The organism is Isoptericola sp. NPDC056573 (assembly GCF_042793335.1).
GTDB lineage: Bacteria > Actinomycetota > Actinomycetes > Actinomycetales > Cellulomonadaceae > Isoptericola.
Map to the genome: position 1 here is coordinate 1 of NZ_JBHTUY010000016.1, position 24,388 is coordinate 24,388.

The 24,388-nt window shown below is 75.6% G+C and carries 22 protein-coding genes; 13 read left to right on the plus strand and 9 right to left on the minus strand.

Annotation, left to right across the window (positions count from 1 at the left end):
* Window positions 1-59 precede the first annotated feature (59 nt).
* Both ACFQ8E_RS20295 and acs read right to left on the minus strand, forming a co-directional pair.
* A complete protein-coding gene (locus ACFQ8E_RS20295) occupies window positions 60-1,451 on the minus strand; it encodes a cellulase family glycosylhydrolase (RefSeq protein ID WP_430552372.1) in 1,392 nt (463 codons plus the stop codon).
* Window positions 1,452-1,605: 154 nt separating this feature from the next.
* Window positions 1,606-3,621: an acetate--CoA ligase gene (acs, locus tag ACFQ8E_RS20300; RefSeq protein ID WP_430552373.1), complete on the minus strand. Its 2,016-nt coding sequence runs from the start codon at window positions 3,619-3,621 to the stop codon at window positions 1,606-1,608.
* 258 nt (window positions 3,622-3,879) lie between these two features.
* Between acs and ACFQ8E_RS20305 the strand changes: the two genes are divergently transcribed.
* Window positions 3,880-4,455, plus strand: coding sequence for a GNAT family N-acetyltransferase (locus ACFQ8E_RS20305; protein WP_430552374.1), 576 nt, complete (start codon window positions 3,880-3,882; stop codon window positions 4,453-4,455).
* A gap of 203 nt (window positions 4,456-4,658) precedes the next feature.
* Here ACFQ8E_RS20305 and ACFQ8E_RS20310 read toward each other — a convergent pair whose 3' ends face one another.
* Entirely contained in the window at window positions 4,659-5,489 is an 831-nt protein-coding gene (locus ACFQ8E_RS20310) for an HAD family hydrolase (protein WP_430552375.1), read from the minus strand.
* Window positions 5,490-5,593: 104 nt separating this feature from the next.
* On the opposite strand from ACFQ8E_RS20310, the gene ACFQ8E_RS20315 reads away from it, so the two are divergent.
* From ACFQ8E_RS20315 to ACFQ8E_RS20355, 9 genes are all read left to right on the plus strand, one after another.
* Window positions 5,594-6,220, plus strand: a complete 627-nt coding sequence (locus ACFQ8E_RS20315; RefSeq protein ID WP_430552376.1) for a winged helix-turn-helix domain-containing protein — start codon at window positions 5,594-5,596, stop codon at window positions 6,218-6,220.
* Window positions 6,217-7,539 (plus strand): MFS transporter, encoded by a 1,323-nt coding sequence (locus ACFQ8E_RS20320; protein ID WP_430552377.1) that lies wholly within the window; start codon window positions 6,217-6,219, stop codon window positions 7,537-7,539. The genes ACFQ8E_RS20315 and ACFQ8E_RS20320 overlap by 4 nt, the downstream gene beginning before the upstream one ends.
* A gap of 91 nt (window positions 7,540-7,630) precedes the next feature.
* Window positions 7,631-8,476, plus strand: coding sequence for a septum site-determining protein Ssd (ssd, locus tag ACFQ8E_RS20325; protein ID WP_430552378.1), 846 nt, complete (start codon window positions 7,631-7,633; stop codon window positions 8,474-8,476).
* The gene (locus tag ACFQ8E_RS20330; RefSeq protein ID WP_430552379.1) at window positions 8,473-9,633 is read left to right on the plus strand and encodes a TadA family conjugal transfer-associated ATPase; all 1,161 of its coding nucleotides are present in this window, start codon (window positions 8,473-8,475) and stop codon (window positions 9,631-9,633) included. The genes ssd and ACFQ8E_RS20330 overlap by 4 nt, the downstream gene beginning before the upstream one ends.
* A gap of 397 nt (window positions 9,634-10,030) precedes the next feature.
* Window positions 10,031-10,315 (plus strand): hypothetical protein, encoded by a 285-nt coding sequence (locus tag ACFQ8E_RS20335; RefSeq protein WP_430552380.1) that lies wholly within the window; start codon window positions 10,031-10,033, stop codon window positions 10,313-10,315.
* Entirely contained in the window at window positions 10,312-10,956 is a 645-nt protein-coding gene (locus tag ACFQ8E_RS20340; protein ID WP_430552381.1) for a type II secretion system F family protein, read from the plus strand. The genes ACFQ8E_RS20335 and ACFQ8E_RS20340 overlap by 4 nt, the downstream gene beginning before the upstream one ends.
* 149 nt (window positions 10,957-11,105) lie before the next feature.
* Complete coding sequence (locus tag ACFQ8E_RS20345; protein WP_430552382.1) at window positions 11,106-11,372, plus strand: DUF4244 domain-containing protein; 267 nt, start codon at window positions 11,106-11,108, stop codon at window positions 11,370-11,372.
* 83 nt (window positions 11,373-11,455) lie between these two features.
* Window positions 11,456-11,773: a TadE family type IV pilus minor pilin gene (locus tag ACFQ8E_RS20350; RefSeq protein WP_430552383.1), complete on the plus strand. Its 318-nt coding sequence runs from the start codon at window positions 11,456-11,458 to the stop codon at window positions 11,771-11,773.
* Window positions 11,770-12,342: an Rv3654c family TadE-like protein gene (locus ACFQ8E_RS20355; RefSeq protein ID WP_430552384.1), complete on the plus strand. Its 573-nt coding sequence runs from the start codon at window positions 11,770-11,772 to the stop codon at window positions 12,340-12,342. The genes ACFQ8E_RS20350 and ACFQ8E_RS20355 overlap by 4 nt, the downstream gene beginning before the upstream one ends.
* Window positions 12,343-12,377: 35 nt before the next feature.
* Here the strand turns inward: ACFQ8E_RS20355 and ACFQ8E_RS20360 are convergent, their stop codons facing one another.
* Window positions 12,378-13,247 carry an HpcH/HpaI aldolase/citrate lyase family protein gene (locus ACFQ8E_RS20360; protein WP_429765942.1) on the minus strand — a complete coding sequence of 290 codons (870 nt, stop codon included), beginning with the start codon at window positions 13,245-13,247 and terminating at the stop codon, window positions 12,378-12,380.
* A complete protein-coding gene (locus tag ACFQ8E_RS20365) occupies window positions 13,244-15,835 on the minus strand; it encodes a DEAD/DEAH box helicase (protein ID WP_430552385.1) in 2,592 nt (863 codons plus the stop codon). Before ACFQ8E_RS20365 ends, ACFQ8E_RS20360 begins: the two co-directional genes overlap by 4 nt.
* Before the next feature lie 202 nt (window positions 15,836-16,037).
* Here ACFQ8E_RS20365 and ACFQ8E_RS20370 point away from each other — a divergent pair, with 202 nt between their 5' ends.
* The gene (locus tag ACFQ8E_RS20370) at window positions 16,038-16,889 is read left to right on the plus strand and encodes an LPXTG cell wall anchor domain-containing protein (RefSeq protein ID WP_430552386.1); all 852 of its coding nucleotides are present in this window, start codon (window positions 16,038-16,040) and stop codon (window positions 16,887-16,889) included.
* Between the two features lie 154 nt (window positions 16,890-17,043).
* Window positions 17,044-17,835, plus strand: coding sequence for a transglycosylase family protein (locus ACFQ8E_RS20375; RefSeq protein ID WP_430552387.1), 792 nt, complete (start codon window positions 17,044-17,046; stop codon window positions 17,833-17,835).
* Between the two features lie 22 nt (window positions 17,836-17,857).
* Here ACFQ8E_RS20375 and ACFQ8E_RS20380 read toward each other — a convergent pair whose 3' ends face one another.
* The 3 genes from ACFQ8E_RS20380 to ACFQ8E_RS20390 are packed head-to-tail and all read right to left on the minus strand — an operon-like array spanning window position 17,858 to window position 21,222.
* Window positions 17,858-19,153 carry a M18 family aminopeptidase gene (locus ACFQ8E_RS20380; RefSeq protein WP_430552388.1) on the minus strand — a complete coding sequence of 432 codons (1,296 nt, stop codon included), beginning with the start codon at window positions 19,151-19,153 and terminating at the stop codon, window positions 17,858-17,860.
* A 42-nt stretch (window positions 19,154-19,195) separates the two neighbouring features.
* Entirely contained in the window at window positions 19,196-20,641 is a 1,446-nt protein-coding gene (locus ACFQ8E_RS20385; protein ID WP_430552389.1) for a hypothetical protein, read from the minus strand.
* Complete coding sequence (locus tag ACFQ8E_RS20390; protein WP_430552390.1) at window positions 20,638-21,222, minus strand: sigma-70 family RNA polymerase sigma factor; 585 nt, start codon at window positions 21,220-21,222, stop codon at window positions 20,638-20,640. Before ACFQ8E_RS20390 ends, ACFQ8E_RS20385 begins: the two co-directional genes overlap by 4 nt.
* A gap of 211 nt (window positions 21,223-21,433) precedes the next feature.
* On the opposite strand from ACFQ8E_RS20390, the gene ACFQ8E_RS20395 reads away from it, so the two are divergent.
* Window positions 21,434-23,722, plus strand: a complete 2,289-nt coding sequence (locus ACFQ8E_RS20395; protein WP_430552391.1) for a sodium-translocating pyrophosphatase — start codon at window positions 21,434-21,436, stop codon at window positions 23,720-23,722.
* A 66-nt stretch (window positions 23,723-23,788) separates the two neighbouring features.
* Here ACFQ8E_RS20395 and ACFQ8E_RS20400 read toward each other — a convergent pair whose 3' ends face one another.
* A complete protein-coding gene (locus ACFQ8E_RS20400; RefSeq protein WP_430552392.1) occupies window positions 23,789-24,367 on the minus strand; it encodes a DinB family protein in 579 nt (192 codons plus the stop codon).
* Between the last annotated feature and the right edge of the window lie 21 nt (window positions 24,368-24,388).

Sequence of the window (24,388 nt, forward strand, 5' to 3'; positions counted from 1 at the left end):
GTGGCGCACGTTCTGGACCGTCAGAACGTGCGCCACCGCATGGTCGGCGTCCGGGCGGGTCAGCTCGTCGTGCAGGTGGCGGTCGGCGCGGCGGACGGCGCGCTCCCCGTCCCGATGAACCCGGCGGTCGCCGTGGCTCCCGCGGCGAGCGTGCGGTTCCAGGCGGCGTGGGTCACGTGGACGCCGTCGGCGTCCGACGTCGCCTCGCCACCCCAGACCTGGGCGACCGTGACGCCCGTGGGCAGCGCGAACGCGACGTCCCAGCCGTCGACGGCGGCGTCGCCGGCCGTCACGATCACCTCGCCCTGCCAGCCGCCGGACCACGAGGCGACGACCCGCACCGTGGCGGTGCAGGCGTCGTCGGTGGGCGGGTCGGTCGGCTCGGTGCCGCCGCCGAACCACGACGCCTCGACGGCGGTCTCCCGCAGGCCGTCGGCGCCGTCGATGATCCGGGTGCCCCACGCGCTGGGGTTCGTGGCGTCGAAGCCGAGCACCATGTCGAGGTACGGGTCGGTGTTGCCGCTCCACGACCAGGCGAGCCAGCCCAGGTCGAGGCGCTCCGCCTCCGACAGCACCCAGTCCTCGTCGACGTCGGCGGAGGTCTGCTGCCAGCCGAACTCGCCGACGATGATCGGCAGCCCCGCGTCCACGAAGAACTCGAGGTAGTCCGTCACCGTCTGGTGCTGGTTGTACACGCTGTACATGTGGATCGAGAAGATCGTGTTGGCGTCGGGGTCGGAGGCGAACACGTCGGCGGCCGCGGGCCGCATGTAGTTCTTCCAGTCCTGGCCCCAGTTGGGCGCGTCGACGACGAGCGCGTGCTCGTACCCGATGTCGCGCAGCCGCACGATGGCGTCGGAGGTCGCGCTGCCCCAGGTCTCGTTGGTGGCGTCGTCGTTGCCCATCGGCTCGTTGCCAATGTTCACCACGACGAAGTCCTCGGTGCCCGCGAGCGTCGGGTACAGGTCCTCCCAGTAGTCGACCGCCTGGTCGAGGGTGGCGGCGGCGGGCGCGGACGTGTCGCCGTACCCGGTGGTGTCGTGCACCTCGAGGATGCAGACCAGCTGGTTCTCCTCGCACAGGTCGACGACGTCGGCGACGTCCTCCGGGCTGTTGCGGGTCCACTGGTCGCCGCTGGACAGGACGACCCGCACGCTGTTGGCCCCCGCGGCCTTGATGTCCGCGAACGACGCCGTCTGCTGGGTGTACCAGGTGTGCGCGTGGTTGACGCCCCGGAGCACGAGGTCGGTGCCGTCGGCCTCGACGACGCGGCCGTCGGCGACGTGGATGCCGGGCGGGGTGTCGGCCCGGGCGTCGGCCGCGGTCGCGACGAACGTGGCCGCCGCGCCGGCCGCGAGCGCGGCCGCGGCGACCGCCGCCGGGACGACGCGCCGCGCCGCACGGCGGGTCGTCGTGCCGGGAGGAAGGGGTGGGTGGGGTGAGCGCTGCATGGCGGGACGTCCTCGTCTCTCGTGCGACTCGGCACGCGCTGCGCGTGCGGTCCCACCCTGGTCGAGGTGCCGGAGCCGGTCAGGCCGATGAAACGCTTAGGCCGAGCCTGCCGGGACGGTGCGGTCCCGGCAGGCTCGGCCTGTCGTGCCGGTCTCAGTCCTCGTTGGCCGCCGACGGCTTGGCGAGGCCCGCGGAGATGAGGTCCATCACCGACGAGTCGGCGAGCGTGGTCGCGTCGCCCACGGTGCGGTTCTCGGCGACGTCGCGCAGCAGGCGGCGCATGATCTTGCCGGACCGGGTCTTGGGCAGCTCCGGCACGACGAGGATGCGGCGCGGCTTGGCGATCGGACCGATCTCCTTGGCGACGTGGTTGCGCAGCTCCTGCTGCACCTCCTCGGCGCCCTCGGGGGTGGACGCGCGGTCGGCGTGCTCGCCGCGCAGGATCACGAACGCCACGACGGCCTGGCCGGTGGTCTCGTCGTTGGCGCCGACCACGGCGGCCTCGGCCACGACGTCGTGCGAGACGAGGGCGGACTCGATCTCCGTCGTCGACAGGCGGTGGCCGGAGACGTTCATGACGTCGTCCACGCGGCCGAGCAGCCAGATGTCGCCGTCCTCGTCCTTCTTCGCGCCGTCGCCGGCGAAGTACAGGCCCTCGAACCGCGACCAGTACGTGTCCTTGAAGCGCTGGAGGTCGCCCCAGATGCCGCGCAGCATGGACGGCCACGGCTCGGAGAGCACGAGGTACCCGCCGCCGCCGTCGGGCACGGAGCGCGCCTCGTCGTCCACGACGTCGGCCACGATGCCGGGCAGGGCCACCTGTGCCGAGCCGGGCTTGGTGGCGGTGACGCCGGGCAGCGGGCTGATCATGATCGCGCCCGTCTCGGTCTGCCACCAGGTGTCGACGATGGGTGCCGTGTCGCCGCCGATGACGCGGCGGTACCACATCCACGCCTCCGGGTTGATGGGCTCGCCCACCGAGCCGAGCACGCGCAGGCTCGACAGGTCGAAGCCGGCGGGGATGTCCTCGCCCCACTTCATGCAGGTGCGGATGGCGGTGGGGGCGGTGTAGAGGATCGAGACCTTGTACTTCTCGACGAGCTCCCACCAGCGGCCGCGGTGCGGGGTGTCCGGGGTGCCCTCGTAGATCACCTGGGTGGCGCCGTTGGTCAGCGGGCCGTACACGACGTACGAGTGCCCGGTGACCCAGCCGATGTCGGCGGTGCACCAGTAGACGTCGCTCTCGGCCTTGAGGTCGAAGACGTTCCTGTGCGTGTACGCCGCCTGCGTCAGGTAGCCGCCCGTGGTGTGCAGGATGCCCTTCGGCTTCCCCGTGGTGCCCGACGTGTACAGGATGAACAGCGGGTGCTCCGCGTCCACCTCGACCGGCTCGTGCACCGGGTCGGCCTGCTCCAGGGCGTCGTGCCACCAGACGTCGCGGCCGTCGGTCCACTCGACGTCCTGCTCGGTGCGGCGCACGACGAGCACGTGCTGGACGGTGGTCGCGGGCTCGCCGTCCTTGGGTGCGAGCGCCGCGTCGACGGCGGGCTTGAGGGCGGACGGCGCGCCGCGGCGGTAGCCGCCGTCGGCCGTGATGACCAGCTTCGCCTCGGCGTCGGCGATGCGGCTGCGCAGCGCGTCGGCGGAGAAGCCGCCGAAGACCACGGAGTGCGGGGCTCCGATGCGGGCGCACGCGAGCATCGCGACGACCGACTCGACGAGCATCGGCAGGTAGACGACGACTCGGTCGCCCTTGGTGACGCCCAGCGACGTGAGCGCGTTCGCGGCGCGGGAGACCTCGCGCTGGAGGTCCGCGTAGGTGACAGTGCGGGTGTCGCCCGGCTCGCCCTCGAAGTGGAGGGCGACCCGGTCGCCGAGCCCGGCCTCGACGTGCCGGTCCACCGCGTTGTACGCGGCGTTGAGCTTCCCGTCGGCGAACCACTTCGCGACCGGGGCCTCGGACCAGTCCAGCGTCTGGGTGAACGGCGTGGACCAGCTGACCAGCTCCCGTGCCTGGTCGGCCCAGAACCCGAGCCGGTCGGCCGCGGCCTCCTCGTACAGGGACGGCTGGGCGTTCGCCTGCGCCGCGAACGCGGGGCTGGGCGGGAACGCTCGCGTCTCGTGCAACAGGTTCTCGAGGCTGGGGGCGGTGGTCTCGTTCTCTGGCACGCTTACCTCCGGTGCGCATCGTCGCTGGTGCGTTCCCCGGCGAACGACGGCGCGTCGCGACCCCGGGGACGGCGGCGCCCCGCAGGGCCCGCCGTCGGGAGTCTAGACCTGGCGCGTGACCGGGGTCACGCCGTCCCACGGTTCGGCCGCACTCCTTGCAAAAAGGTCGGCGGATCGGTCGTCGCCCGCCTCGCCGGGTGCCCGGGTGGCGACGAAAAGCCGTGGGCCCGCCGCCGTCGCGCCTGGTAGACGTGCATCATGACGACCCCCGAGGTGACGTGGCCGCGACGGTCGGGCCCGATCGTGCTGCGCCCGCCGACGTCCGCCGACCTGGACCAGGTGCTCACGTGGCGCAACCGGCCCGACGTGACGCGCTGGCTGCTGCGTACGCAGGTGGACCCGGAGCGGTTCCGCGCGTCCTGGCTCGCGTCCGTGGACGACCCGACCGATCACGCGGCCGTCGCGGACCTGGACGGCGCCGTCGTCGGGACGGGGACGCTGTCCGTGAGCGACGCCATGGGGCAGTCGCAGGGCGACGTCTGGCGCGGGGCCCAGGGGTCCCTCGGCTACCTGGTCGACCCGGCGTACGCGGGCCGCGGCGTCGCGACCGCGATCGCGGGCGGTCTGCTCGAGGCCGCGTTCGCCGAGCTGGGGCTGCACCGGGTCACGGCCGGCTGCTTCGCCGCCAACACGGCGTCGTGGCGCGTCATGGAGAAGGTGGGCATGCGGCGCGAGGAGCACGGCGTGCAGGACTCGTGGCACGACGAGCTGGGGTGGGTGGACGGCTACACCTACGGGATCCTCGCGGCGGAGTGGCGCGACCGGGACCGGTGAGCCGACACGAGGACGGCGCCCGGGAGACGTGTCGTCCGAGCGCCGCTCTCGCCAGCCCGGACGCGGGTAGCAGGCGCTTGGTCCGATCACTGGGCGGGGTCGTTCCCACCGAGTGGGTCCTCAACCGGGGACTTCCTTAGCGTGGGTCCCGCGTCCGGCTGTCTCCCTCCATGGAACGCCCGCCCGGGCGGTCCTGCAAGCGCTCAGGCGTGCCGACGCCGCCACCAGCGCCGGAGCAGCCAGGCGGCCACACCGGCGAGGACGACGCCGCCCGCGGCGAGGGCCACGGCGGGCGGACGGATCGCGGAGCGGAGGGCCACGGGGCGGGAGAACGTGAGCACGCCCCAGCCGTTCTCGGCGGCCACGCGGCGCAGCGTCTTGTCGGGGTTGACGGCGAAGCCGTGCCCGACGGCGCCCAGCATCGGCGCGTCCGTCACGGAGTCGGAGTAGGCGTAGCTGCGCTCGAGGTCGTAGCCGCGCCGGGCGGCGAGCTCGCGCACGGCCTCGGCCTTCTGCTCCCCGTAGGCGTAGAACTCGATCTCGCCGGTGTACCGGCCGTCCTCGACGGCCATGCGGGTGGCGACGACGTGGTCGGCCCCGAGCACGGTGGCGATCGGCTCGACGAGCTCCGTGCCGGAGGCGGACACGATGACGACGTCGTGCCCGAGCTCGTGGTGCTCGGCGATGAGCTCGACGGCCTCGGCGTAGACGTACGGGTCGATGAGCTCGTGCACCGTCTCGGCGACGATCTGCTGCACCTTGCTCACCTCCCAGCCGGTGGCGAGCTCGGACAGGTGCTTGCGCATCCGCTCCGTCTGGTCGGCGTCGGCGTTGCCGGCGTAGAAGAGGAGGTGCGCGTACGCGCTGCGCAGCACGTCGCCGCGCGTGATGAGGCCTCCGGCGTAGAACGGCTTGGAGAACGCGGCCGACGAGCTCGTCGCGATGATCGTCTTGTCGAGGTCGAAGAAGGCCGCGACGCGCGCCCGGGGTGTCGCCGGTGCCGCCTCGCGCGGTCCGGGTCGCTGGTCGGTCACGGGGCGAGCCTAGCCGTGCGGGTCGCCGCGTCGAGCCGGAATTCATGCACAACTCTTGTGCAGAAGCCTTGTGCACAAGAGTTGTGCATGGTTACTGTGCACGCATGGAACCGACGCCGGAGCGCCCGTACACCCACCTCGAGCTGACTGCCGAGGCCGCCAAGGTCCTCGCACACCCGTTGCGCTCGCGGCTGCTCGGCGCGCTGCGGCGCGGGGGCCCGGCGTCGGCGACGGCGCTCGCGGCCGAGCTGTCCACCAACACCGGCGCCACCAGCTACCACCTCCGCAAGCTGGAGTCCGTCGGTCTCGTGACCGACACCGAGGAGGGGCGCGGCAAGGAGCGCCTCTGGCAGGCGGCCACGCAGAGCCACGGATGGCGAGACTCCGACTTCGGCGGCGACGAGGACGCGCAGACGGCGCTCGGCTGGCTGGTGCGCGACTATCACCGCCAGTTCGACACGAGCTACGCCCACTGGCTCGACGTCGCCGAGAGCTGGCCGAAGGAGTGGACCGACGTCGCCGGCATGACCGACACCTGGGTGGACGTCACGCCCGAGCAGGCGGCCGCGATGGCGGAGGAGCTCGAGGCCGTGGTCAACAGGTACCTGCGCGTCGGCACCGGCGACCCCCGCGCGCGGCGCCTGCACCTGTGGCGGTTCCTGTTCCCGCTCGACGCCGACGACGTGCCGGCCGCCGTCGACCGGGCCTCGGAGAGCAACGACGAGTCATGAGCCCGCAGCGCGTCTTCCTCCTGCTCACCGCCACCCGGTGGTTCCCCGTCGGGCTGGTCGTCACCGTCACGACGCTGCTGCCGATCGAGCGCGGCCTCACCGTGGCCCAGACGCTCACCCTCGCCTCCGTGACGGGCCTCGTCGTGTTCGCGCTCGAGCTCCCGACCGGCGGCACCGCCGACGCGGTCGGGCGGAGGCCGATGCTCATCGCCTCCGCCGTGGTGCAGGTCCTGGCCGCCACCACGTTCCTGCTGGCGCAGTCGGTCTGGGCGTTCGTCGTCGCGGCCGCGCTCATGGGCATGTTCCGCGCGCTGGACTCCGGTCCGCTGGAGGCGTGGTTCGTCGACGCCGTGCACGCGAAGCACCCCGGGGCCGACGTCGACCGCACGCTCGCGCACCAGGGCACCGTGCTCGGGGTGTCGATCGCCCTCGGCGCGCTCGTCTCCGGCGGGCTCGTCTGGTGGCACCCGTTCACCGGGTGGTCGGCGCTCGCGCTCCCGTACGCGACGTACGCGGTGCTGGCGGTGGTGCACCTCGTGATGGTCGCGATGCTCGTGCGCGAGGTGCCGCGTCGCCCTGCCGCCGTCGGCACGGGCGCGGTGCCGGCGCGACGCCACCGCTGGCGCGCGGCGCTGTGGTCCACCGCCGCCTCCGCCCGGCAGATGCCCGCGGTCGTCGCCTCCGGACTGCGGCTCGCGCGCGACAACCGCGTGCTGCGCGGCCTGCTCCTGGTCGAGCTCTTCGCGGCGACGGCGATGGTCGTGTTCGAGTCCTTGCAGCCCATCCGGATGGCGGAGCTGCTCGGCGGCGAGGCGGCGGCGGGCGCCGTCATGGGTCCGGTCGCGTCGATCGGGTGGGGGGCCTTCGCCCTCGGCGCGGCCCTGTGCGGCCTCGCCAGCCGCCGGTTCGGGGTGGCCCGCACGGCGATGGCCGCCCGCGTGCTCAACGGACTCGGCGCCGTGTGGATGGGGCTGGCGGGCGGCCCCACGATGCTGGTGGTCGCCTACCTCGTCACCTACGGGCTGCACGGCAGCTCGGGGCCGAGCTACAACGCCCTGCTGCACCGCGAGGCGCGCCGCGACAACCGCTCCACCGTGCTGTCCATGGCGTCGATGGTGGGGTTCGCGTCGTACGCCGTCGCGTCGCCCGCGCTGGGCTGGGTGGCGCAGAGCGGGTCGACGCCGCTCGCGATGATGCTCGGCGGCGCGTTCAGCGTGCTGGGTGTCCTGTGCTTCCTGCCGGCGCTGCGCGCCGAGCGGGAGCGGGGGCGTCGGGCCGACGACGTCGCGCCCGTCCAGGAGGACGCCGCCGCGGCCTGACGCGGCACGGAACGCGCCCCCAGGCGACCGCCGTCCACAGATCGTCGCGCGCGACCCCGGCGGGTCCGCGGTGCGGACGAGCCTGGGGCGCATGGACGACGCACCCACCCGCACGCTGCCCCGGCCGCCGAGCACCGTGCCGACGGACCCCGGGCCGACGACCACCCGGCCGACGACCACCTGGCCGCCGCACGGGCCCGCGCCCTGGGCACCGGGGCGGGGGCGCCGCACGGTCGCCGTCGTCGGCGCGTGCGGAGGCGCCGGGGTGAGCACCCTGGCCGCGGCCCTCGCTCAGGGGCTCCGGCGGGCGGGGGAGGGCGCGGTCCTCGTGGACCTCGACCTGCCGGGCCCCGGCGTCGACGTGCTGCTCGGCATCGAGGACGAGCCCGGGGCACGCTGGCCCGAGCTCGCCGCCGCCCGCGGGGACGTGGACGGGGTCGGGCTGGTCGCCGCGCTGCCCCGCTGGCGTGCGGTACCCGTGCTCTCCGGTGCACGGCTGAGCCCCGCCCGCCCCGACGACGCGGTGGTCGTGGACGTCTGCACCGGGGTGCTGCGCGGCGGCGAGACGGTGGTGCTCGACCTGCCTCGCCCCGCCGCGTGGACCGCGGCCGCGCGGATGCTCGTGGCCACCGCCGACGCGGTGCTGCTCGTCGCGCCGTGCACCGCGCCCGGAGTCGCCGGCGCGCTGGCGACGTGGTCCGAGCTGGTCGAGCTCGGCGTGCGGGACCCGTGGCTCGTCGCGCGGCGGCCCGCACCCGGTCGCGTCGACGCGGCTGCCCTGGGCGACGCCGTCGGGCTCCCGGTGGCCGCGACCGTGCGCGCGGACCCCCGCCTCGCCGCCGCCGTCGACCGCGGCGACGGGCCACCCGTCGGGAGGCGGACCCCGCTCGGTCGTGCCGCGGCCTCGCTCGTGACGGCGCTGGCAGGTGCGTCGTGACGGGACGAGCGCTCGTCGACCGCGACCTGCTCGACGACGTGCGGGCCCGTGTCGGCCCGTCCGGGACGGCGCTCGACGACGCCGCCGTGCGGGTGGCCCTCCAGGCCACCGGGCGCGTGTTCGGGTCGGCGGCGCTGACCGACCTCGCGCGCGCGGCCCGGGCCGAGCTCACCGGCGCCGGGCCGCTGCAGGAGCTGCTCGACGCGCCCGACGTCACCGACGTGCTCGTCAACGGGCCGCACGACGTCTGGGTGGACCGCGGCGACGGGCTCCGGCGGGTGGACCTCGACCTCGGCACCCCCGACGCCGTGCGAGCACTCGCCGTGCGGATGGCGGCCGTCGCCGGGCAGCGCCTGGACGACGCCGCCCCGACCGTGGACGCGCGCATGCCCGACGGCACACGGTTGCACGCCGTCGTGGAGCCGGTCGCCCCCGCCGGCGCGGTGATCGCGCTGCGGGTGCTGCGGCAGGCGGCGCACTCCGTGGAGACCCTGGTCGCCGGGGGCGGGCTGCCGCCGCGGTGGGAGGCCGTGCTGCACGCGCTCGTCACCGGCCGGGCCAACCTGCTCGTCACGGGCGGCACCGGCACCGGGAAGACCACGCTGCTCGCCGCGCTGCTCTCGCTGGTGCCGCCCGCCGAGCGGGTGCTCGTGGTCGAGGAGGCCCGCGAGCTCGCGCCCCGGCACCGGCACGTGGTGTCGCTCGCAGCCCGGCGCCCCAACGTCGAGGGCGTCGGGGAGGTCACCCTCACCGAGCTGGTGCGCGGCGCCCTGCGGATGCGGCCGGACCGGATCGTCGTCGGCGAGTGCCGCGGCGCCGAGGTCCGTGAGCTGCTCCTCGCCATGAACACCGGCCACGACGGCGGGATGGCGACGGTGCACGCCAACGCCGTCGAGCACGTCCCCGCGCGGCTGGAGGCGCTCGCGGCCCTGGCCGGGATGCCGCGGGACGCCGTGGCCGCGCAGGCGGCCGCCGCCCTCGACGTGGTGCTGCACCTGCGGCGGCGTGGCGGCCGTCGCCACCTGGCCGAGATCGGCCTGGTCGGGCGGGACGGCGACGGCCGGCTCACGGTCCGTCGTGCCGCCGAGTGGTCGCCGGGCGCGGACCCTCGGCCCGACGGCGCGTGGGAGGAGCTCGTGGGGCGGTGGTCGTCGTGACCGGACTCGCCGCGGGGCTCGGGGCGGGCCCGCCGGCCGTCGGGCTCTGGGTGGCGCTCGCCGCGTGGCTGGTGCTGGGACGCGGCGGACGCCGCGCGGACCGCCTCGCGCGCCGCTCGGTCCCGCGTCGCCGCCGGTCGGGGGCGCTGCGGCGCCGCGGACGGGACGCGTCGACGGAGGCGGACGCGGTGCGGGTCGCCGTCGCGCAGGTGATGGCGCTGCTGCGGTCCGGGGCGCCGCCCGCGGCGGCCTGGTCGCGCGCGCTCGCGGTGCCCGTCGACGCGACCGGCGTGCCTGACCTGGCGGCCCTGGCGCCGGTGGTCGGCGGGGCGGGGCATGCCCGGTCGGTGGTGGCCGCGGCGGTGCTGTCCCGTGACGTGGGGCCCCGCTCGCGTCGGTGCTCGACGCCGTGTCCGGGGCGCTGGTGGCCGAGGCGGAGGCCCGCGGGGAGCGGGAGGCGTCGTTGGCCGGGCCGCGCGCCACCGCGCGCGTGCTGATGTGGCTGCCGCTGCTGGGAGCGGCGCTCGGCTGGGTGCTCGGCGCCGACCCGCTGGCGACGGCGCTCGACGGTGGGGTCGGATCCGTCGCGGTGTGCCTGGGACTCCTGCTGCTCGCGGCCGGGTGGGTGTGGACCCGCCGGCTGGTCGCGGCCGCCCGGGCTGCGGGGGAGGGGGCGACATGACCGAGATCTCGGCCGGGCCCGGCGCGCTCACGCTCGCGGCGGCCGCATGGACGGTCGCGGCGGCCGTGCTGCTCGCGCTCCTGCCCTGGTGGCTGGCGCGCGGTGCCGCCGACAGGCGGGTGGCGTGCCTGGCCCTGGACGGTCGCGCGCCCACCCACGCCGACGGGCGCGTTGCGGATCCCGTGGACGTGCCCGTCGTGCTGGAGCTCCTCGGTGCCGCCCTGCGCGCGGGAGCCGGGGTGCCCCGCGCCGTCGAGGCGACGGGCGCGGCACTCGACGGCGCGTCGTGGTCGGGGGCGTCCGGCTCGAGGTCGCCCGACGGCGTGGCCCTGCGCGCGGCGGCGGACGCGCTACGCCTCGGCGCCGACTGGGAGGGCGCGTGGCGCGACGCCCCGGACCGGCTCGGCCCGGCGCACCGGGCGCTGCGCGGGGCCTGGACCGACGGTGCGTCCCCGTCCGGCGCGCTGCGGGCCGCGGGCGAGGAGCTGCTGCGTGCGCGGCGTGGGGCCGCGCGCACGGCGGCGGCGCGCCTGGCCGTGCGGCTCGTGCTGCCGCTCGGCGCGTGCTACCTGCCCGCGTTCGTGCTGATCGGCCTCGTGCCCGTGCTGCTCGCGCTGGGCGTCGACCTGTTGTCCGGGTGACCGTGCCCGGCCCACGACGACCCGGGCGCCGCCCGGGTCCGCCGCGCCCGCCCGGCCGGGTGGACGCGGCACGACCGGCCCGGACCGTCCGGGCCAGGTCGCGCGAAGGACACCGCAAGGAACACCCACGAGAGGAACACGGAGGAGCCATGACGAACGAGGACGACGGCCGCGCGGCGGCCGAGGGCGAGCAGGTGCCGGGGACGGCGCCGGAGGTCGGCGCGACCGGCGGCCGGGGCCGGGGGACCGAGGCGGCGCCTGCCCACCCGGATCCGGAGGCGGGGCTGGCCACCGCGGAGTACGCCGTCGCCACCGTGGCGGCGGTCGGGTTCGCCGGCCTGCTCATCGCGGTGCTCAAGAGCGACACCGTCCGCGGTCTGCTGGAGAACATCATCAGCTCGGCGCTGTCCGTCTGATGCGCCCGCACCGCAGCAGAAGGGCACGCCCGGCGCGTGCCCACGGGGGACGGCCGCCGGGAGCCGACGGCGAGCGGGGTGCGGTGACGGCCGAGCTCGCCGTCGGCCTGCCGGTGGTGGTCCTCCTGCTGGTCGCGGTGCTCAGCCTCGCGGCCGCGTCCACGGCGCAGATGCGCGCCCTGGACGCGGCCCGGGCCGGGGCACGCGCCTACGCCATCGGGGAGGACGACGCGGCGGCCCGGCACGCCGTCGCGCAGGTCGGCGGCGACGACGCCGAGCTGGCCGTCACGCGCGACGGCACGTGGGTGCGCGTCTCAGTGACGCGGCCGGTCGTGGGCGGCTGGTTCGCCGGAGCGCCCGTACGGGCGTCCGGCGACGCGACGGCGTGGGTCGAGCCGTGAGCGCCGCGTGCGACGCGACGCGCGAGGGCAGGTCGCGCGGCGGCGCAGCACACGGCGGCGCAGCACACGGTGGCGGAGTACACGGTGGCGCAGCGGGCGGCGGCAGGACGCGCGAATCCAGGGCGGAGCAGGACGGGACGTCCGCGAGCCGGGAGCGCGGCGCGGGGACCGTCGTCGTGCTCGCTCTGACGTCGGTGGTCGTGCTGCTCGCGCTGGCCGTCGGCGCGCTGGGGGCCGCGCAGCGGGCGCGAGGTGCGGCCCAGGCCGCCGCGGACCTGGGTGCGCTCGCCGCCGCGACCGCGTGGCGGCAGGGTGCCGACCCCTGCGCGACGGCCGCCGAGGCCGTGCACCGCAACGGCGGGCAGGTGATGGCGTGCGTCCCGGAGGACGGCGGCACGGTCGGCGTCCGGGCGTCGCGTGCCGCCCTCGGCCCGGACGTCGGGCCGTGGGCGGGGTCGCTCGGCGACGCCACGGCGCACGCCCGCGCCGGGCCGAGACCCGGCGCGGCACCCGGCCGCGAGCCGGCGGCCGGGACCGAGCCTGCACCTCGGCCTGGGGCATCGCCGTGAGGCGTGCCGGGACCGAGGTGCGGCCGGGGCCGGGATCAGGAGGGGTTGACGTTGAACAGCGCGGCGCGCTCGCTGATCTTGCGGGCGCGGGCCAGGCGGGGCTTGTCCGACCCGTCGCGGATCACGGAGCCGGACGCCTCGAAGTCGGCCAGGAAGTCGATCGCCCATGCGACGTCCGCGCTGGACGGGCTGAAGGACTCGTTGATGACGGCCGGCGTCTCCAGGTCCAGGCAGAGCTTGCCGGTGAGGCCGAGGGCCACGCCGTCCGCCGACTGCTCGCGCAGCAGCGAGTGGCTGGTGCCGACGGTGGGGCCGTCGATCGGGCCGGGCAGCCCGCCGATCCGGCTGGCGGTGACGAGGCGCGAGCGCGGGTACGCCATCGCGAGGGACTCGTTGGCGGTGCCCGTGTCCCGGCGGTAGTCCCCGGAGCCGAACGCGAGGCGGAAGGCCCCGGGGGCGCGCGCGATGCTCACGGCGTCCTCGATGCCCAGCGCGGACTCGACCAGCGGGATCACCGGCACGCTGCCGCCGAGCCGCTGGGCCGTGTCGATCACCTGGTCGGGCGACTCGGTCTTGGCGAGCATGACGCCGCGCAGGCCCTTCGAGTCCCACAGGGCGCGGACGTCGTCCGCCCACGCCTGCGAGCCGCGCTCGTTGATGCGCACCCAGGCGCGGCCGCCCGCGGAGAACCAGTCGAGCACCTTCTGACGGGCCTCGTCCTTGCGGCTGTCGTCGACCGCGTCCTCGCAGTCGAGGATCACCTGGTCGGCGCGGGAGAGCTGGGCGGCGTCGAACATGTCGTCGCGCAGTGCCGACAGCAGCAGCCACGAGCGGGAGTTGGCTGGGTCGACGCGCGTGTCCTCGCGGGAACGGCGGCGTTCGGCGAGGTCGATCTCGGTAGTCACCTCACGATGGTAGGTTCCGCTGGCGCGTGGCTCAGCACGGCATCCAACAAGCGCACGGCCGCGGACTTGTCGAGGGGCGCGTTGTCGCTGCCGCACTTGGGCGACTGGACGCACGCCGGGCACCCCTCCGCGCAGGCGCACGCGGCGATCGCGTCGCGGGTGGCGCGCAGCCAGCGCGCGCCCAGCTCGTACCCGCGCTCGGCGAAGCCGGCGCCGCCCGGGTACGCGTCGTACACGAAGACCGTGGCCTCCCCGGTGTCGGGGTGCACCTCCGTCGAGACGCCGCCCAGGTCCCACCGGTCGCACGTCGCCAGCAGCGGCAGCAGGCCGATCGACGCGTGCTCGGCCGCGTGCAGCGCGCCCGGCGTCTCGTCCGCGGAGATCCCCGCGGCGCGTAGCACGAAGTCCGGCACCGACCACCAGACGGCGGTCGTGGCCAGCGTGCGCGACGGCAGGTCGAGCGCCTCCGTGCCGAGCACCTGCATGTCGGGCAGCCGGCGGCGCTGGAAGCTCACCACCTGGCTCGTCACCTCCACCGGGCCCAGGCCCCACCGCACGGGGCCCCAGTCGCGGCCCTCGACCGGCCGGTGCCCCTCCTCGTCGATCGCGATCTCCATGACCTCGTGCGACCAGGTGCCGTGCTCCACGTCCTTGCGCACCACGAGCGCCACGTGCTCGGCGAGATCCAGATGATCCACGACGAACGTCGCGCCCTGGTGCACGTACACCGCGCCGTCGTGCACCTGCCCGTCCGCCGACCCGGCGTCCACGGTGCCGAGCAGCCGCCCCGTCGTCGCCTCGACCACGCGCACGGGCCGCCCGCCCGTCCCGCGCAGGTCGGCCATCGCCGACGCGGGCTGCGCGTGCGTCCAGTACCAGCCGGAGGGGCGGCGTCGCAGCGCGCCGCGGGCGACGAGCACGTCGAGCACCTCGCGCACCGCCACCGGGTCCCCGAAGGCGGCGAGGTCGTCGGCGCGCAGCGGCACCTCCTGCGCGGCGGCGCACAGCTGCGGCGCCAGGACGTGCGGGTTGGCCGGGTCGAAGACGGTGGCCTCGAGCGCGGCGTCGAACACCGCCTCGGGGTGGGTCACGAGGTACGTGTCCAGCGGGTCCTCGCGCGCGACGAACGCGACCAGGCCCTCGGCGCCGGCTCGCCCGGCGCGCCCCGCCTGCTGCCAGAGGGACACGCGGGTGCCCGGCCAGCCCGCGACGAGCACGGCGTCGAGCCCCGAGATGTCGACGCCCAGCTCGAGCGCGTTGGTCGTGGCCAGCCCGCGCAGCTCGCCGGTGCGCAGCGCCTCCTCCAGCTCGCGGCGCTCCTCCGGGAGGTACCCGCCGCGGTAGCTCGCCACCCGTGCCTCCAGCCCCGCGGCCACCGGTCGCAGGTGGTCACGCGCCTGCTGCGCCACCGACTCCGCCCCCCGCCGCGACCGGGTGAACGCGAGCGTGCGTGCGCCGTGCGCCGTGAGGTCGGCGAGCAGGTCGGCCGTCTCGGCGGTGGCCGAGCGGCGCGGGTGCTCCGCGGCACCGCGGGTCGTGAGCACGGCCTCCGCCTCGTGCTCGGAGTGGGTCGGGTCGAGCGGGTCGGGCAGCGCCCACGGGTCGTCGTCGTGCGACGGCGCCTCGCCCGTGGCCCGCGACCGTTCGAACCCCGCCACCTCCGGAGGCTGCCACAGCGCGAACGTGCGCCGCCCTGCCGGCGACGCGTCCGCCGTGACCGCGACGACGTCCTCGGGCGCCACCCCCACCAGCCGCGCCGTGCTCGCCGCGGGCTCCGCCGTCGTCGCGCTGGCCACCACGAACACGGGCGACCTGTCGGACCGAGGGTCGGCGCCGGCGCGCGGCGCGTCCGACCCGTCCGCGGCTGCCTGGCGGTCGGACGCCGCGCCCACCCCGGCGAGCTGGGTGTCCGACAGGGGGCGGTAGTGGGCCGCCAGCCGGGTGAGCCGACGCAGCACGAGCGACACGTGCGCCCCGAAGACGCCGCGGTACGCGTGCCCCTCGTCGACGACGACGTACCGGAGCCCGCGCAGCAGCCGCGCCCACCGCCGGTGGCCGGGCAGCAGCGAGAAGTGCAGGAAGTCGGGGTTGGTGAGCACGACGTCGGCGTGCTCGGTCACCCAACGACGCTCCTCCGTGGGGGTGTCGCCGTCGCAGGTCGCCACGCGGGGGCGCGTCCCGGGCATCCCCGCGACCAGCCGCTCCAGGCCCGCGAGCTGGTCGGCTGCCAGCGCCTTGGTGGGGGAGAGGTAGAGCACGGTGGCGGGCTCGGCCCGGCGCACCGCCGTGAGCGCGGGCAGCCAGAAGGCGAGGGACTTGCCCGAGCCGGTCGACGTCGCGAGTGCGACGTGCCGCCCGGACCGGGCGGCGTCGGCGGCCTCGACCTGGTGCGCCCAGGGGCGGTCGACACCGAGCGTGCGGTAGCCGTCGACCACGCCCGGGTCCGCCCAGGCCGGCCAGTCCGACGTCACCCCGGCGCGCGCGGGGAAGGTGCGCACGTGCGTGAGCCGGTCCGCCCGCGCGCCGTGCGCGGTGAGCACGTCGAGCAGCGGGTGCTGCTCGGGCTCGAGGTCGGGGGCGGCGGGCACGGGCGACAGTCTCGCACCGCGCGCAGGGCGCGCGGTCGTGCCGACGGACGCACGGCAGGAGGGTGAAGTTTGTCCCGACATCAGGCTGAAATCATGCGAAAGACGCATTTCCCCGACGGATCGACCCTAGGATCTTTCGGCTGCAGGCCGCTCCGTCTCCCGGGGCCCGGCCGCACCCCCGACTCCGACGAAGGACCCCTTCATGCGCCATGCCACCGTCGCGGCGACCGCCGCCGCCCTCCTCCTGATCTCCGCCGGGCCGGCTGCCGCCGGCGGCTCCGACGACGAGCCGCCCTACCAGGTCACGGCGGACGGGCTCACCCTGCCCGCGGGCGACGCCTTCCGCGACGGCGGGCACGTCAACATCCGGTACACGACGCCAGGGGCGGGACAGCAGGGCGCCGGCATCCACTTCGAGACCCTCAACCAGAGGCCCTCGGGGGCGTACGTCGGGAAGCAGTTCCTGCCGTGGTCCGCGGTGCTCGGCGAGGTCCCCGCCGAGCTGTGCATCACCTGGGTCCAGGTCGAGGGCTACAACGAGCACTTCGGCGAGGGTGGGCAGGAGCCGGTGTGCACGCCGGCCACCGGGTCGGTCCCCGAGGCGTCCGAGACCCCCGAGCCCTCGACGCCCCCGGCCACGGGGACGCCGTCCACGCCCGACGTCGAGGCGCCCGGTCCCGAGACCCCGTCCCCGGTCACGCCCCCGCGGGAGGACACGACCGAGGAGCCGGCCGTCCCCGGCGGCGAGCCCGAGACGCCGGGCGCCGCGTCCGATGACGACACGCAGCCCGCGCCCGCGGACGAGCCCTCGGCGTCACGCCCCCAGGCGACGGGGTCGTCGCACGACGTCGCGGGCGGCGCGCTGCCGCTGGTCGACGCCGACGCCCCGGAGCAGGCGGTCGCGCTGGCGGGGGACCAGGCCGACGGGACGACGGACGCCGTCGCGCAGCTGCCGCGCACGGGCGCGACCGTGGCAGGGCTGGTCGTCGCCGCGGCCGCGCTGCTCGGCGCGGGGGCCGCACTGCTGCTCGTGCGCCGTCGCCGCCGCGCCTGAGGCGCAGTTCGGGCATGTCAGCCCATGGGCGAAGCGTGCGGTAGTGGCGTGATGTCGCCGTTTGACCCGGGATGGCGTCCGCATCCGGTGAAGAGGGCGTGAGCATTCCCGAACGGGTTTTGTTATCCGATCGTGACATCGTTCCCTGGTACGCATGCCTCGATCCACCCCCCGTCGTTCCGTCGTGGCCGCAGTCGCCGGCGCGCTCGTCACCTCCGCCATGGTGGTACCGGCCGCGGCCGCTGCGAGCCCCGCCTCCGCGGCCCCCGCGTCCGCCGTCACGCAGTCCGTGCGCACCGCCGCCGGCGGTGGCGGCGTCCGCTGGGTGAAGTGGAACAAGGCCCCCATGACGAAGACCCCGTCCAGCAAGTCCCGGACCGTCGCCCGGCCCGACGACGGCACGCGGCTCCGCGTCCTCGACCGCGGCACGCACCGCCTCCAGGTGCGCACGCCCGCCGGCAAGGTCGGCTGGGTGTCCAAGAAGGCCGTCACGGCGACCAAGCTCAAGGACGTGTCCGGCACCCGGTACACCAAGGGGAAGGTCACGCTGACCAAGGACATCGGCTCGCGCTCGACGAAGGTCACCAAGGCGCGCCTCGGTACCAAGGTCACCGTCCTGGCCCGCACCACCGGCCGCGACACCAACCGTGTCAAGGTGCGCGTGCCCGGCGGCAGGACGGGCTGGATCTCCACCAGCCGCATCACGAAGCGCAACGTGTGGGGCCAGCTCGCGCGCTGCGAGTCGGGTGGCAACCCGCGCACCAACACGGGCAACGGGTTCTACGGCATGTACCAGTTCACCGGCCGCACCTGGCACGCCGTCGGCGGCAAGGGCCTGCCGCACCGCCACGGCAAGTCCGAGCAGACCAAGCGCGCGCAGATCCTGCAGGACCGCGCCGGCTGGGGGCAGTGGCCGCACTGCACCCGCAAGCTCGGCCTGCGCTGACGGCACTCACCACGACGGGGGGTCAGCCGGCGAGGACCGCCTGCATCGCGCGGGACAGGTACCAGGGGTCGACGACGGCGGTGAGCTCGCGCGCCGAGTGCATCGACAGGATGGCGGCGCCGACGTCGACGACGCGGATGCCGAGGCGCGTCGCGGTGATCGGCCCGGTCGTGGAGCCGCAGGGCACCGTGTTGTTCGAGACGAACTCCTGGCTGGGCACCCCGGCCGTGGCGCACGCGGCCTGCCAGCGGGCGGCCCCGTGCGCGTCCGTCGCGTAGCGCTGGTTGGCGTTGATCTTGAGGATCGGGCCGCCGCCCGCGTGCGGGTGGTTCGCCGGGTCGTGCCGCTCCGGGTAGTTCGGGTGCACCGCGTGGCCGACGTCGGACGACACGCACAGCGACGCCGCGAACGCCCGCGCCCGCTCGTCCTCCGAGGCACCCAGCCCGGCCGACACGCGCCGCAGCACGTCCTCCAGGAACGGGCCGGCCGCGCCCGAGCGCGAGCCCGAGCCGATCTCCTCGTGGTCGAACGCCGCGACGACGCCGATCCCCGTGAGGTCCTCCGGCGCGACGCCGAGCAGCGCCGTGATCGCCGCGTGCGTCGAGAGCTGGTTGTCCAGGCGGGGCGACGCCCACAGCGCCGCGCCGATGCCGAACGCGCGCGGGGGCTGCGTCTCGGCCAGGACGACGTCGTAACCGAGCACGTCGGACGCGGCGATGCTCGCGTCGGCCGCGGCGGCGAGCTCCGCCAGCACGTCGGCCTGCGACACGTCGCCGAGCCCGACGACGGGCTGCGTGTGCCGCTGCTTGTCGAGCGTCAGCCCCTCGTTCGCGGAGCGGTCCAGGTGGATCGCGAGCTGCGGGATGCGCGCGATCGGCCCGGTGCGCACCAGGTGCTCCGTGCCGTCGGAGGTGACGAGGCGGCCGGCGAGCTCCACCTCGCGGTCCAGCCACGAGTTGAGCAGCGGCCCGCCGTACACCTCGACGCCGGCCTGCACCCAGCCGTCGCGGCCGGTGGTCGGCTTCGGCTTGAGCTTGAACCCGGTGGAGTCGGTGTGCGTCCCGAGGATGGTGAACGGCGTCGTCGCGCCGGCGGTCGGCGGCACCGCGACGGCGATCGCCGAGCCGTCGCGGACGACGACGTAGCGCCCGCCCGGCACGACGTCCCACGCGGACGTCTCGTCCAGCCGGACGTAGCCGGCGGCCTCCGCGCGGCGGGCCACCTCCTGCGCGGCGTGGTACGACGACGGCGAGGCGGAGACGAACGCCCCCAGGTCCTCGGTGTGGGCGCGGGCGGCTGCGGGGACGACGTCGGGCATGACCGTCATCTTTCCACGTGACCGGAGCGCGCGGCGGGCCGCTCAGTCGCCGCGCGGCCCCAGCCAGCCGTCGACGAGCTGCATCCACCTGCCGTCCCCGTCGACGGTCAGCCGCCACCCCTCGTACCCGTCCGGTCCCGCCGCGCGCATCGTGTCGGACTCCTGCCGCGTGATCGCGCCGGCGCCCACCGCCGCCTGCCAGTCGGCCTCGGCCGAGGGGCAGCCGCCGCCCATGGACATGCGCGGCCAGCCGTACGCGCGCTGGACGCCGTCGTCGCCGACCGGCTCGACGGCGCACACCCGCGTCCCCGACAGCAGCCGCGCGAGGATCGCGTACACGTCCTCCGTCTCCTCCGCCCCCGGCAGCTCGAGGAGCTCGCGCGGCGAGCGCGCGCCCCAGTTCTCGTCGACCCGCCGGGGCGCCTCGGCGAGCTCGATCAGCCGCTCGTCGTCGCACGCACGGGCGGCGTCGAACAGCGAGACCACGGTGACCTGCGCCGCCTCCGGGAGGTCCGCGACGTCCGGGTCCGGCAGGTCGAGCCCGCGGGCCGAGCACTCCGGGCCGCTCGCGTCCGACGTCCCTGCGGGGGCGCGCGCGGTTCCCGCCCCGGCGACCGGGTCCTCGAGCGTGACGGTCACCGGGTCGGACAGGACGAGCTCGACGTCCGTGAGGTCGGGCGACCACAGCTGCACGAACGCGCGCACCTGGTACGTCCCGGCGCCGAGCACGGTCCGGAACTCGTCGGTCGTGACACCGTCCACCGCGCGGGGGTCGGGATCGCAGGTGCTGAGCGGCGTGTCCTCGGCGTCACGTGCGGCGGGCGCGTCGCCCACCTGGTCCATCCCCGGCTCGGTGGTGTCGATACCGACGTCGACGACACGGGCACCCAGCTGCCACAGCAGCGTGGGGGCGCTCACCCGGTGCCCGGCGTCGGCCGCCTGCTCGACCGTCAGCCGGGTGGGTGCGCGCCAGGTCCGGACGGTCTCGGTGCCGTCGGCGCTGGTGTCGTCCTCGAGCGCGGGCTCCCCGAGGAGCTCGAGCCGGCGGCCGTCGGTGTTCCCCGGCAGGTCGTCGAACCGCATGCCGCACTCCAGGTCGGTCCCCTCGAGCCACGCCGGCTGGTAGCCCGTCGCGGTGCCCGCAGTCTCGGGCGGGGAGGCGGTCCCCGTGCCCGTGTCCGGGGAGGGTTCGCCCGAGGGCGACGGCGTGGGCGTCGGGCTGGTCGCCGGGCCGGGCAGGGGCTGCGGCGCGTCGGGCAGCAGCGCGGCGCCGCCCAGCGCCAGCCCGGCGGCGACGGTGAGCACGGTGGCGCCGATGCCGGCCTGCTTGGCGGTGCGCCGTCGTCGCACCCGGTGGCGCACCGATCCCAGCGCGTCGTCGAGGCCCGAGGCCGACGCGCCCAGGCCGGCGAGGGCGTCCAGCTCGCGGCGCAGCGTCTCGTCGGTGCGGGCGTCCGCCCAGTCGTCCCGCGCGCGGTTCGTGCTCATCGTCCGGCCCTCCGTCCCGTGGTCGTGGTGGTGGTGCGCCCGGTCCCGTCGTCGGCGACCCGCAGCACGTCGCGCAGCGTCGCCGTCGCGTCGGCGAGGTAGCGCTTGACGGTGCCCTGCGCGAGGCCGAGCGCGTCGGCCACCTGCGGCACGGTGAGGTCCTCGAGGTAGCGCAGGACGACGCACGCCCGCTCGCGCGGGGCCAGGCGGCCGAGCGCGGCGGCGACGTCCGCCCGCGCCGTCGCGCCCGAGGCCGCGCCGCGGGTCCGGTCGGCGGTGGCCACGAGCGGCCGCGCCGCCGCCCAGCGCTTCGTGCGCCGGTGCTCGTCGAGGAAGAGCGTGAGGATCGCGCGCCGCACGTACGCCTCGCTCGTCCCGCCGCCGTCCAGCGGGTGCACGCCCGCGCCGCCCCGCGCCTCCCCGGAGGTGCCGCGGCGCAGCCGCGCGAACACCTTGACGAGCGCGTCCTGCACCAGGTCCTCCGCGAGCCTTTGGTCCCCGCACAGCACGTAGGCGTACCCCACCAGGGCGCGGCCCCGTGCCCGTGCGAGCTCGGCGAGCTCGTCCTCCCAGCGACTCATCGTCGACCCACCAGTCCCTCCCGTGCCGTCGTCACCCGCTTGGACGGCCGGCGGACGGGAAACGTTGGGGCCAGGATTCCACGGTGGTTCGTGACGGCCGTCACATGTGGGTAGACTCCCCGCATCCCGCCGTCAACGGCGACGGCGGGACCTTACCGACGGGCGGTCACCGCCGTCCCGCCGGGTCGAGGAAGCACGTCAAGGAGGACGGATGCTCACGTTCGGTTCCAGCAGCATCACGATCGTCGCGGTCATCGCCGTCATCGGGCTGGCCGCGCTCGTGTGTGCGGCCACCCTGCGGCGGCAGGTGCTCGCCGCCCCCGAGGGCACGCCCGGCATGCAGGAGATCGGGCGGGGCGTCCAGGAGGGGGCCTCCGCCTACCTCAACCGCCAGTTCCGCACGCTGGCCCTGTTCGCGGGGGCGGTCTTCCTGCTGCTCTTCGCACTGCCCGGCGACGGCGGGGTCCGGGTCGGGCGGTCGATCGCGTTCCTCTTCGGTGCGGCGTTCTCCGCCGCCATCGGGTACCTGGGCATGTGGCTCGCCGTGCGCGCCAACGTGCGGGTGGCCGCAGCCTCGACCCGCCCCGACGGGCGTGCGGAGGGTGCACGGATCGCGTTCCGCACCGGCGGCGTCGTGGGCATGTCCGTGGTGGGGCTCGGGCTGCTGGGGGCGGCGCTCGTCGTGCTCGTGTACCGCACGGAGGCACCGGCCGTGCTGGAGGGCTTCGGCTTCGGCGCCGCGCTGCTGGCCATGTTCATGCGGGTCGGCGGCGGCATCTTCACCAAGGCGGCCGACGTCGGAGCCGACCTGGTCGGCAAGGTCGAGCAGGGCATCCCCGAGGACGACCCGCGCAACGCCGCCACCATCGCCGACAACGTGGGCGACAACGTGGGCGACTGCGCCGGCATGGCCGCCGACCTCTTCGAGTCGTACGCCGTCACCCTGGTCGCCGCCCTCATCCTCGGCAAGGCCGTGATGGGGGAGCAGGGCCTCGTCTTCCCGCTGATCGTCACCGCCGTCGGCGCGTTCGTCGCGCTGCTGGGCGTGCTCGTCACCCGCGTGCGGGGCAGCGAGAACGGCCTCAAGGCCATCAACCGTGGCTTCTACCTGTCCGCCGTCGTCGGGGCCCTGCTGGCCGCGGTCGCCGCGTTCGTCTACCTGCCGTCGTCGTTCGCCGACCTGTCCGGCACCGCCGAGCTCGGCGAGGTCACCGCCGACCCGCGCGTCGTCGCGTCGCTGGCCGTCATCATCGGCGTCGTGCTCGCCGGGATCATCCTGTGGATCACCGGCTACTTCACCGGCACGACGTCGAAGCCGACGCTGCACGTCGCGGCGACGTCGCGCACCGGCGCGGCCACCGTGGTGCTGTCCGGCATCGGGGTGGGCTTCGAGTCCGCCGTCTACACCGCGGGCGTCATCGCCGCCGCGATCTGCGGCGTCTTCCTGCTCGCCGGCGGCTCGCTCTGGCTGTCCCTGTTCCTCGTGGCGCTCGCGGGCTGCGGGCTGCTCACGACCGTCGGCGTCATCGTCGCGATGGACACCTTCGGGCCGGTGAGCGACAACGCGCAGGGCATCGCCGAGATGTCCGGCGACGTCGACGACGAGGCCGCGCAGATCCTCACGGACCTCGACGCGGTGGGCAACACGACCAAGGCGATCACCAAGGGCATCGCGATCGCGACGGCGGTGCTCGCCGCGACCGCGCTCTTCGGCTCGTACGCCGACGCCGTGTCGACGGCGCTGGCCGACGTCACGGAGGCGGGCGCGGGCCTGGTCCCGGCCATGCTGAGCTTCGAGATCGTGTCGCCCGTGACGCTCGTGGGCGTGATCCTCGGCGCCGCCACGGTGTTCCTCTTCTCCGGCCTCGCCATCGACGCCGTGACCCGCGCGGCGGGCGCGATCGTCTTCGAGGTGCGCCGCCAGTTCCGCGAGCACCCCGGGATCATGACCTACGAGGAGCGGCCCGAGTACGGCCGCGTCGTGGACATCTGCACCCGCGACTCGCTGCGCGAGCTCGCCACCCCCGGCCTGCTGGCGGCCTTCGCGCCCATCGCGGTCGGGTTCGGGCTCGGGGTCGGGCCGCTGGCCGGGTTCCTCGGCGGCGCGATCGGCGCCGGCGTCCTCATGGCCGTGTTCCTTGCGAACTCGGGGGGCGCGTGGGACAACGCGAAGAAGATCGTCGAGGACGGCGCGTACGGCGGCAAGGGCTCCGAGGCGCACGCCGCCACCGTCATCGGCGACACGGTCGGCGACCCGTTCAAGGACACCGCCGGCCCCGCGATCAACCCGCTCATCAAGGTGATGAACCTGGTGTCGGTGCTCATCGCGCCTGCCGTGGTGATGCTGAGCGTGCCGGCCGACGCGAACCAGGCGGTGCGCATCGTCATCGCCGTCGTCGCGGCGGGCATCGCCTTCGGCGCGGTCATCATGTCCCGCCTCCGCGCGGCGCGCGTGGACCGCGAGCAGGCGGACGAGACGGCGAGCGTCCCCGCGACGTAGCGGCCCGGTGGCCGAGCCTGTCGAGACCCGCGGCAGGGTCTCGACAGGCACGACCGGCGGCCGGGGTCACTGGCCGGTGCGGCCGTCGATGCACTCGCGCAGCAGGTCGGCGTGCCCGGCGTGGCGGGCGTACTCCTCGACGAGGTGCTCGAGGATGTCGCGCACCGTCGAGCTGGTGCCGTCGAACGGCACGACCCGCCCCATGTCCGCGTCGGTCTGGGTGGCGAGCCACGCGTCGGCGGCCGCCGTCTCGCGCCGCCAGGAGGTCCACGCCTCCGCGACGACCTCAGGGTCCGCGACCGCGCCGTCGAAGTCCCAGTCCGGGCCGCCGTCGGCGACGTAGAGCTTCGGCAGGTCCATCGCGCCCTGCAGGACGCGGCGGGACCAGGAATGCTCCACCTTGGCCAGGTGGCGCACCAGCCCCAGCAGCGACAGGGTCGACGGCGGCACGGAGCGGCGGGCGAGCTGCTCGGCGTCGAGCCCTTCGCACTTCATCTCGATCGTGGCGCGGTAGGACCGCAGGTAGGACCAGTGGGTCTCCAGCTCGCCGACCGGGTCGGCCCACTGCTGGCGGGGGTCGTCCTCGGGGTCCACCCACAGGTCGGGGAACCGGCGTGCCTCGGGCGTCGTCGCGGGATCTGTCATGGCGACATCCGACTCCCCCCG

Excerpts from the sequence above, each read along its gene's own strand:
- ACFQ8E_RS20295 (WP_430552372.1), bottom strand. The coding sequence starts at position 1,451 with ATGCAGCGCTCACCCCACCCACCCCTTCCTCCCGGCACGACGACCCGC.
- ACFQ8E_RS20305 (WP_430552374.1), top strand. The coding sequence starts at position 3,880 with ATGACGACCCCCGAGGTGACGTGGCCGCGACGGTCGGGCCCGATCGTG.
- ACFQ8E_RS20315 (WP_430552376.1), top strand. The coding sequence starts at position 5,594 with ATGGAACCGACGCCGGAGCGCCCGTACACCCACCTCGAGCTGACTGCC.
- ACFQ8E_RS20320 (WP_430552377.1), top strand. The coding sequence starts at position 6,217 with ATGAGCCCGCAGCGCGTCTTCCTCCTGCTCACCGCCACCCGGTGGTTC.
- ssd (WP_430552378.1), top strand. The coding sequence starts at position 7,631 with ATGGACGACGCACCCACCCGCACGCTGCCCCGGCCGCCGAGCACCGTG.
- ACFQ8E_RS20340 (WP_430552381.1), top strand. The coding sequence starts at position 10,312 with ATGACCGAGATCTCGGCCGGGCCCGGCGCGCTCACGCTCGCGGCGGCC.
- ACFQ8E_RS20345 (WP_430552382.1), top strand. The coding sequence starts at position 11,106 with ATGACGAACGAGGACGACGGCCGCGCGGCGGCCGAGGGCGAGCAGGTG.
- ACFQ8E_RS20370 (WP_430552386.1), top strand. The coding sequence starts at position 16,038 with ATGCGCCATGCCACCGTCGCGGCGACCGCCGCCGCCCTCCTCCTGATC.
- ACFQ8E_RS20375 (WP_430552387.1), top strand. The coding sequence starts at position 17,044 with ATGCCTCGATCCACCCCCCGTCGTTCCGTCGTGGCCGCAGTCGCCGGC.
- ACFQ8E_RS20380 (WP_430552388.1), bottom strand. The coding sequence starts at position 19,153 with ATGCCCGACGTCGTCCCCGCAGCCGCCCGCGCCCACACCGAGGACCTG.
- ACFQ8E_RS20385 (WP_430552389.1), bottom strand. The coding sequence starts at position 20,641 with ATGAGCACGAACCGCGCGCGGGACGACTGGGCGGACGCCCGCACCGAC.
- ACFQ8E_RS20390 (WP_430552390.1), bottom strand. The coding sequence starts at position 21,222 with ATGAGTCGCTGGGAGGACGAGCTCGCCGAGCTCGCACGGGCACGGGGC.
- ACFQ8E_RS20395 (WP_430552391.1), top strand. The coding sequence starts at position 21,434 with ATGCTCACGTTCGGTTCCAGCAGCATCACGATCGTCGCGGTCATCGCC.
- ACFQ8E_RS20400 (WP_430552392.1), bottom strand. The coding sequence starts at position 24,367 with ATGACAGATCCCGCGACGACGCCCGAGGCACGCCGGTTCCCCGACCTG.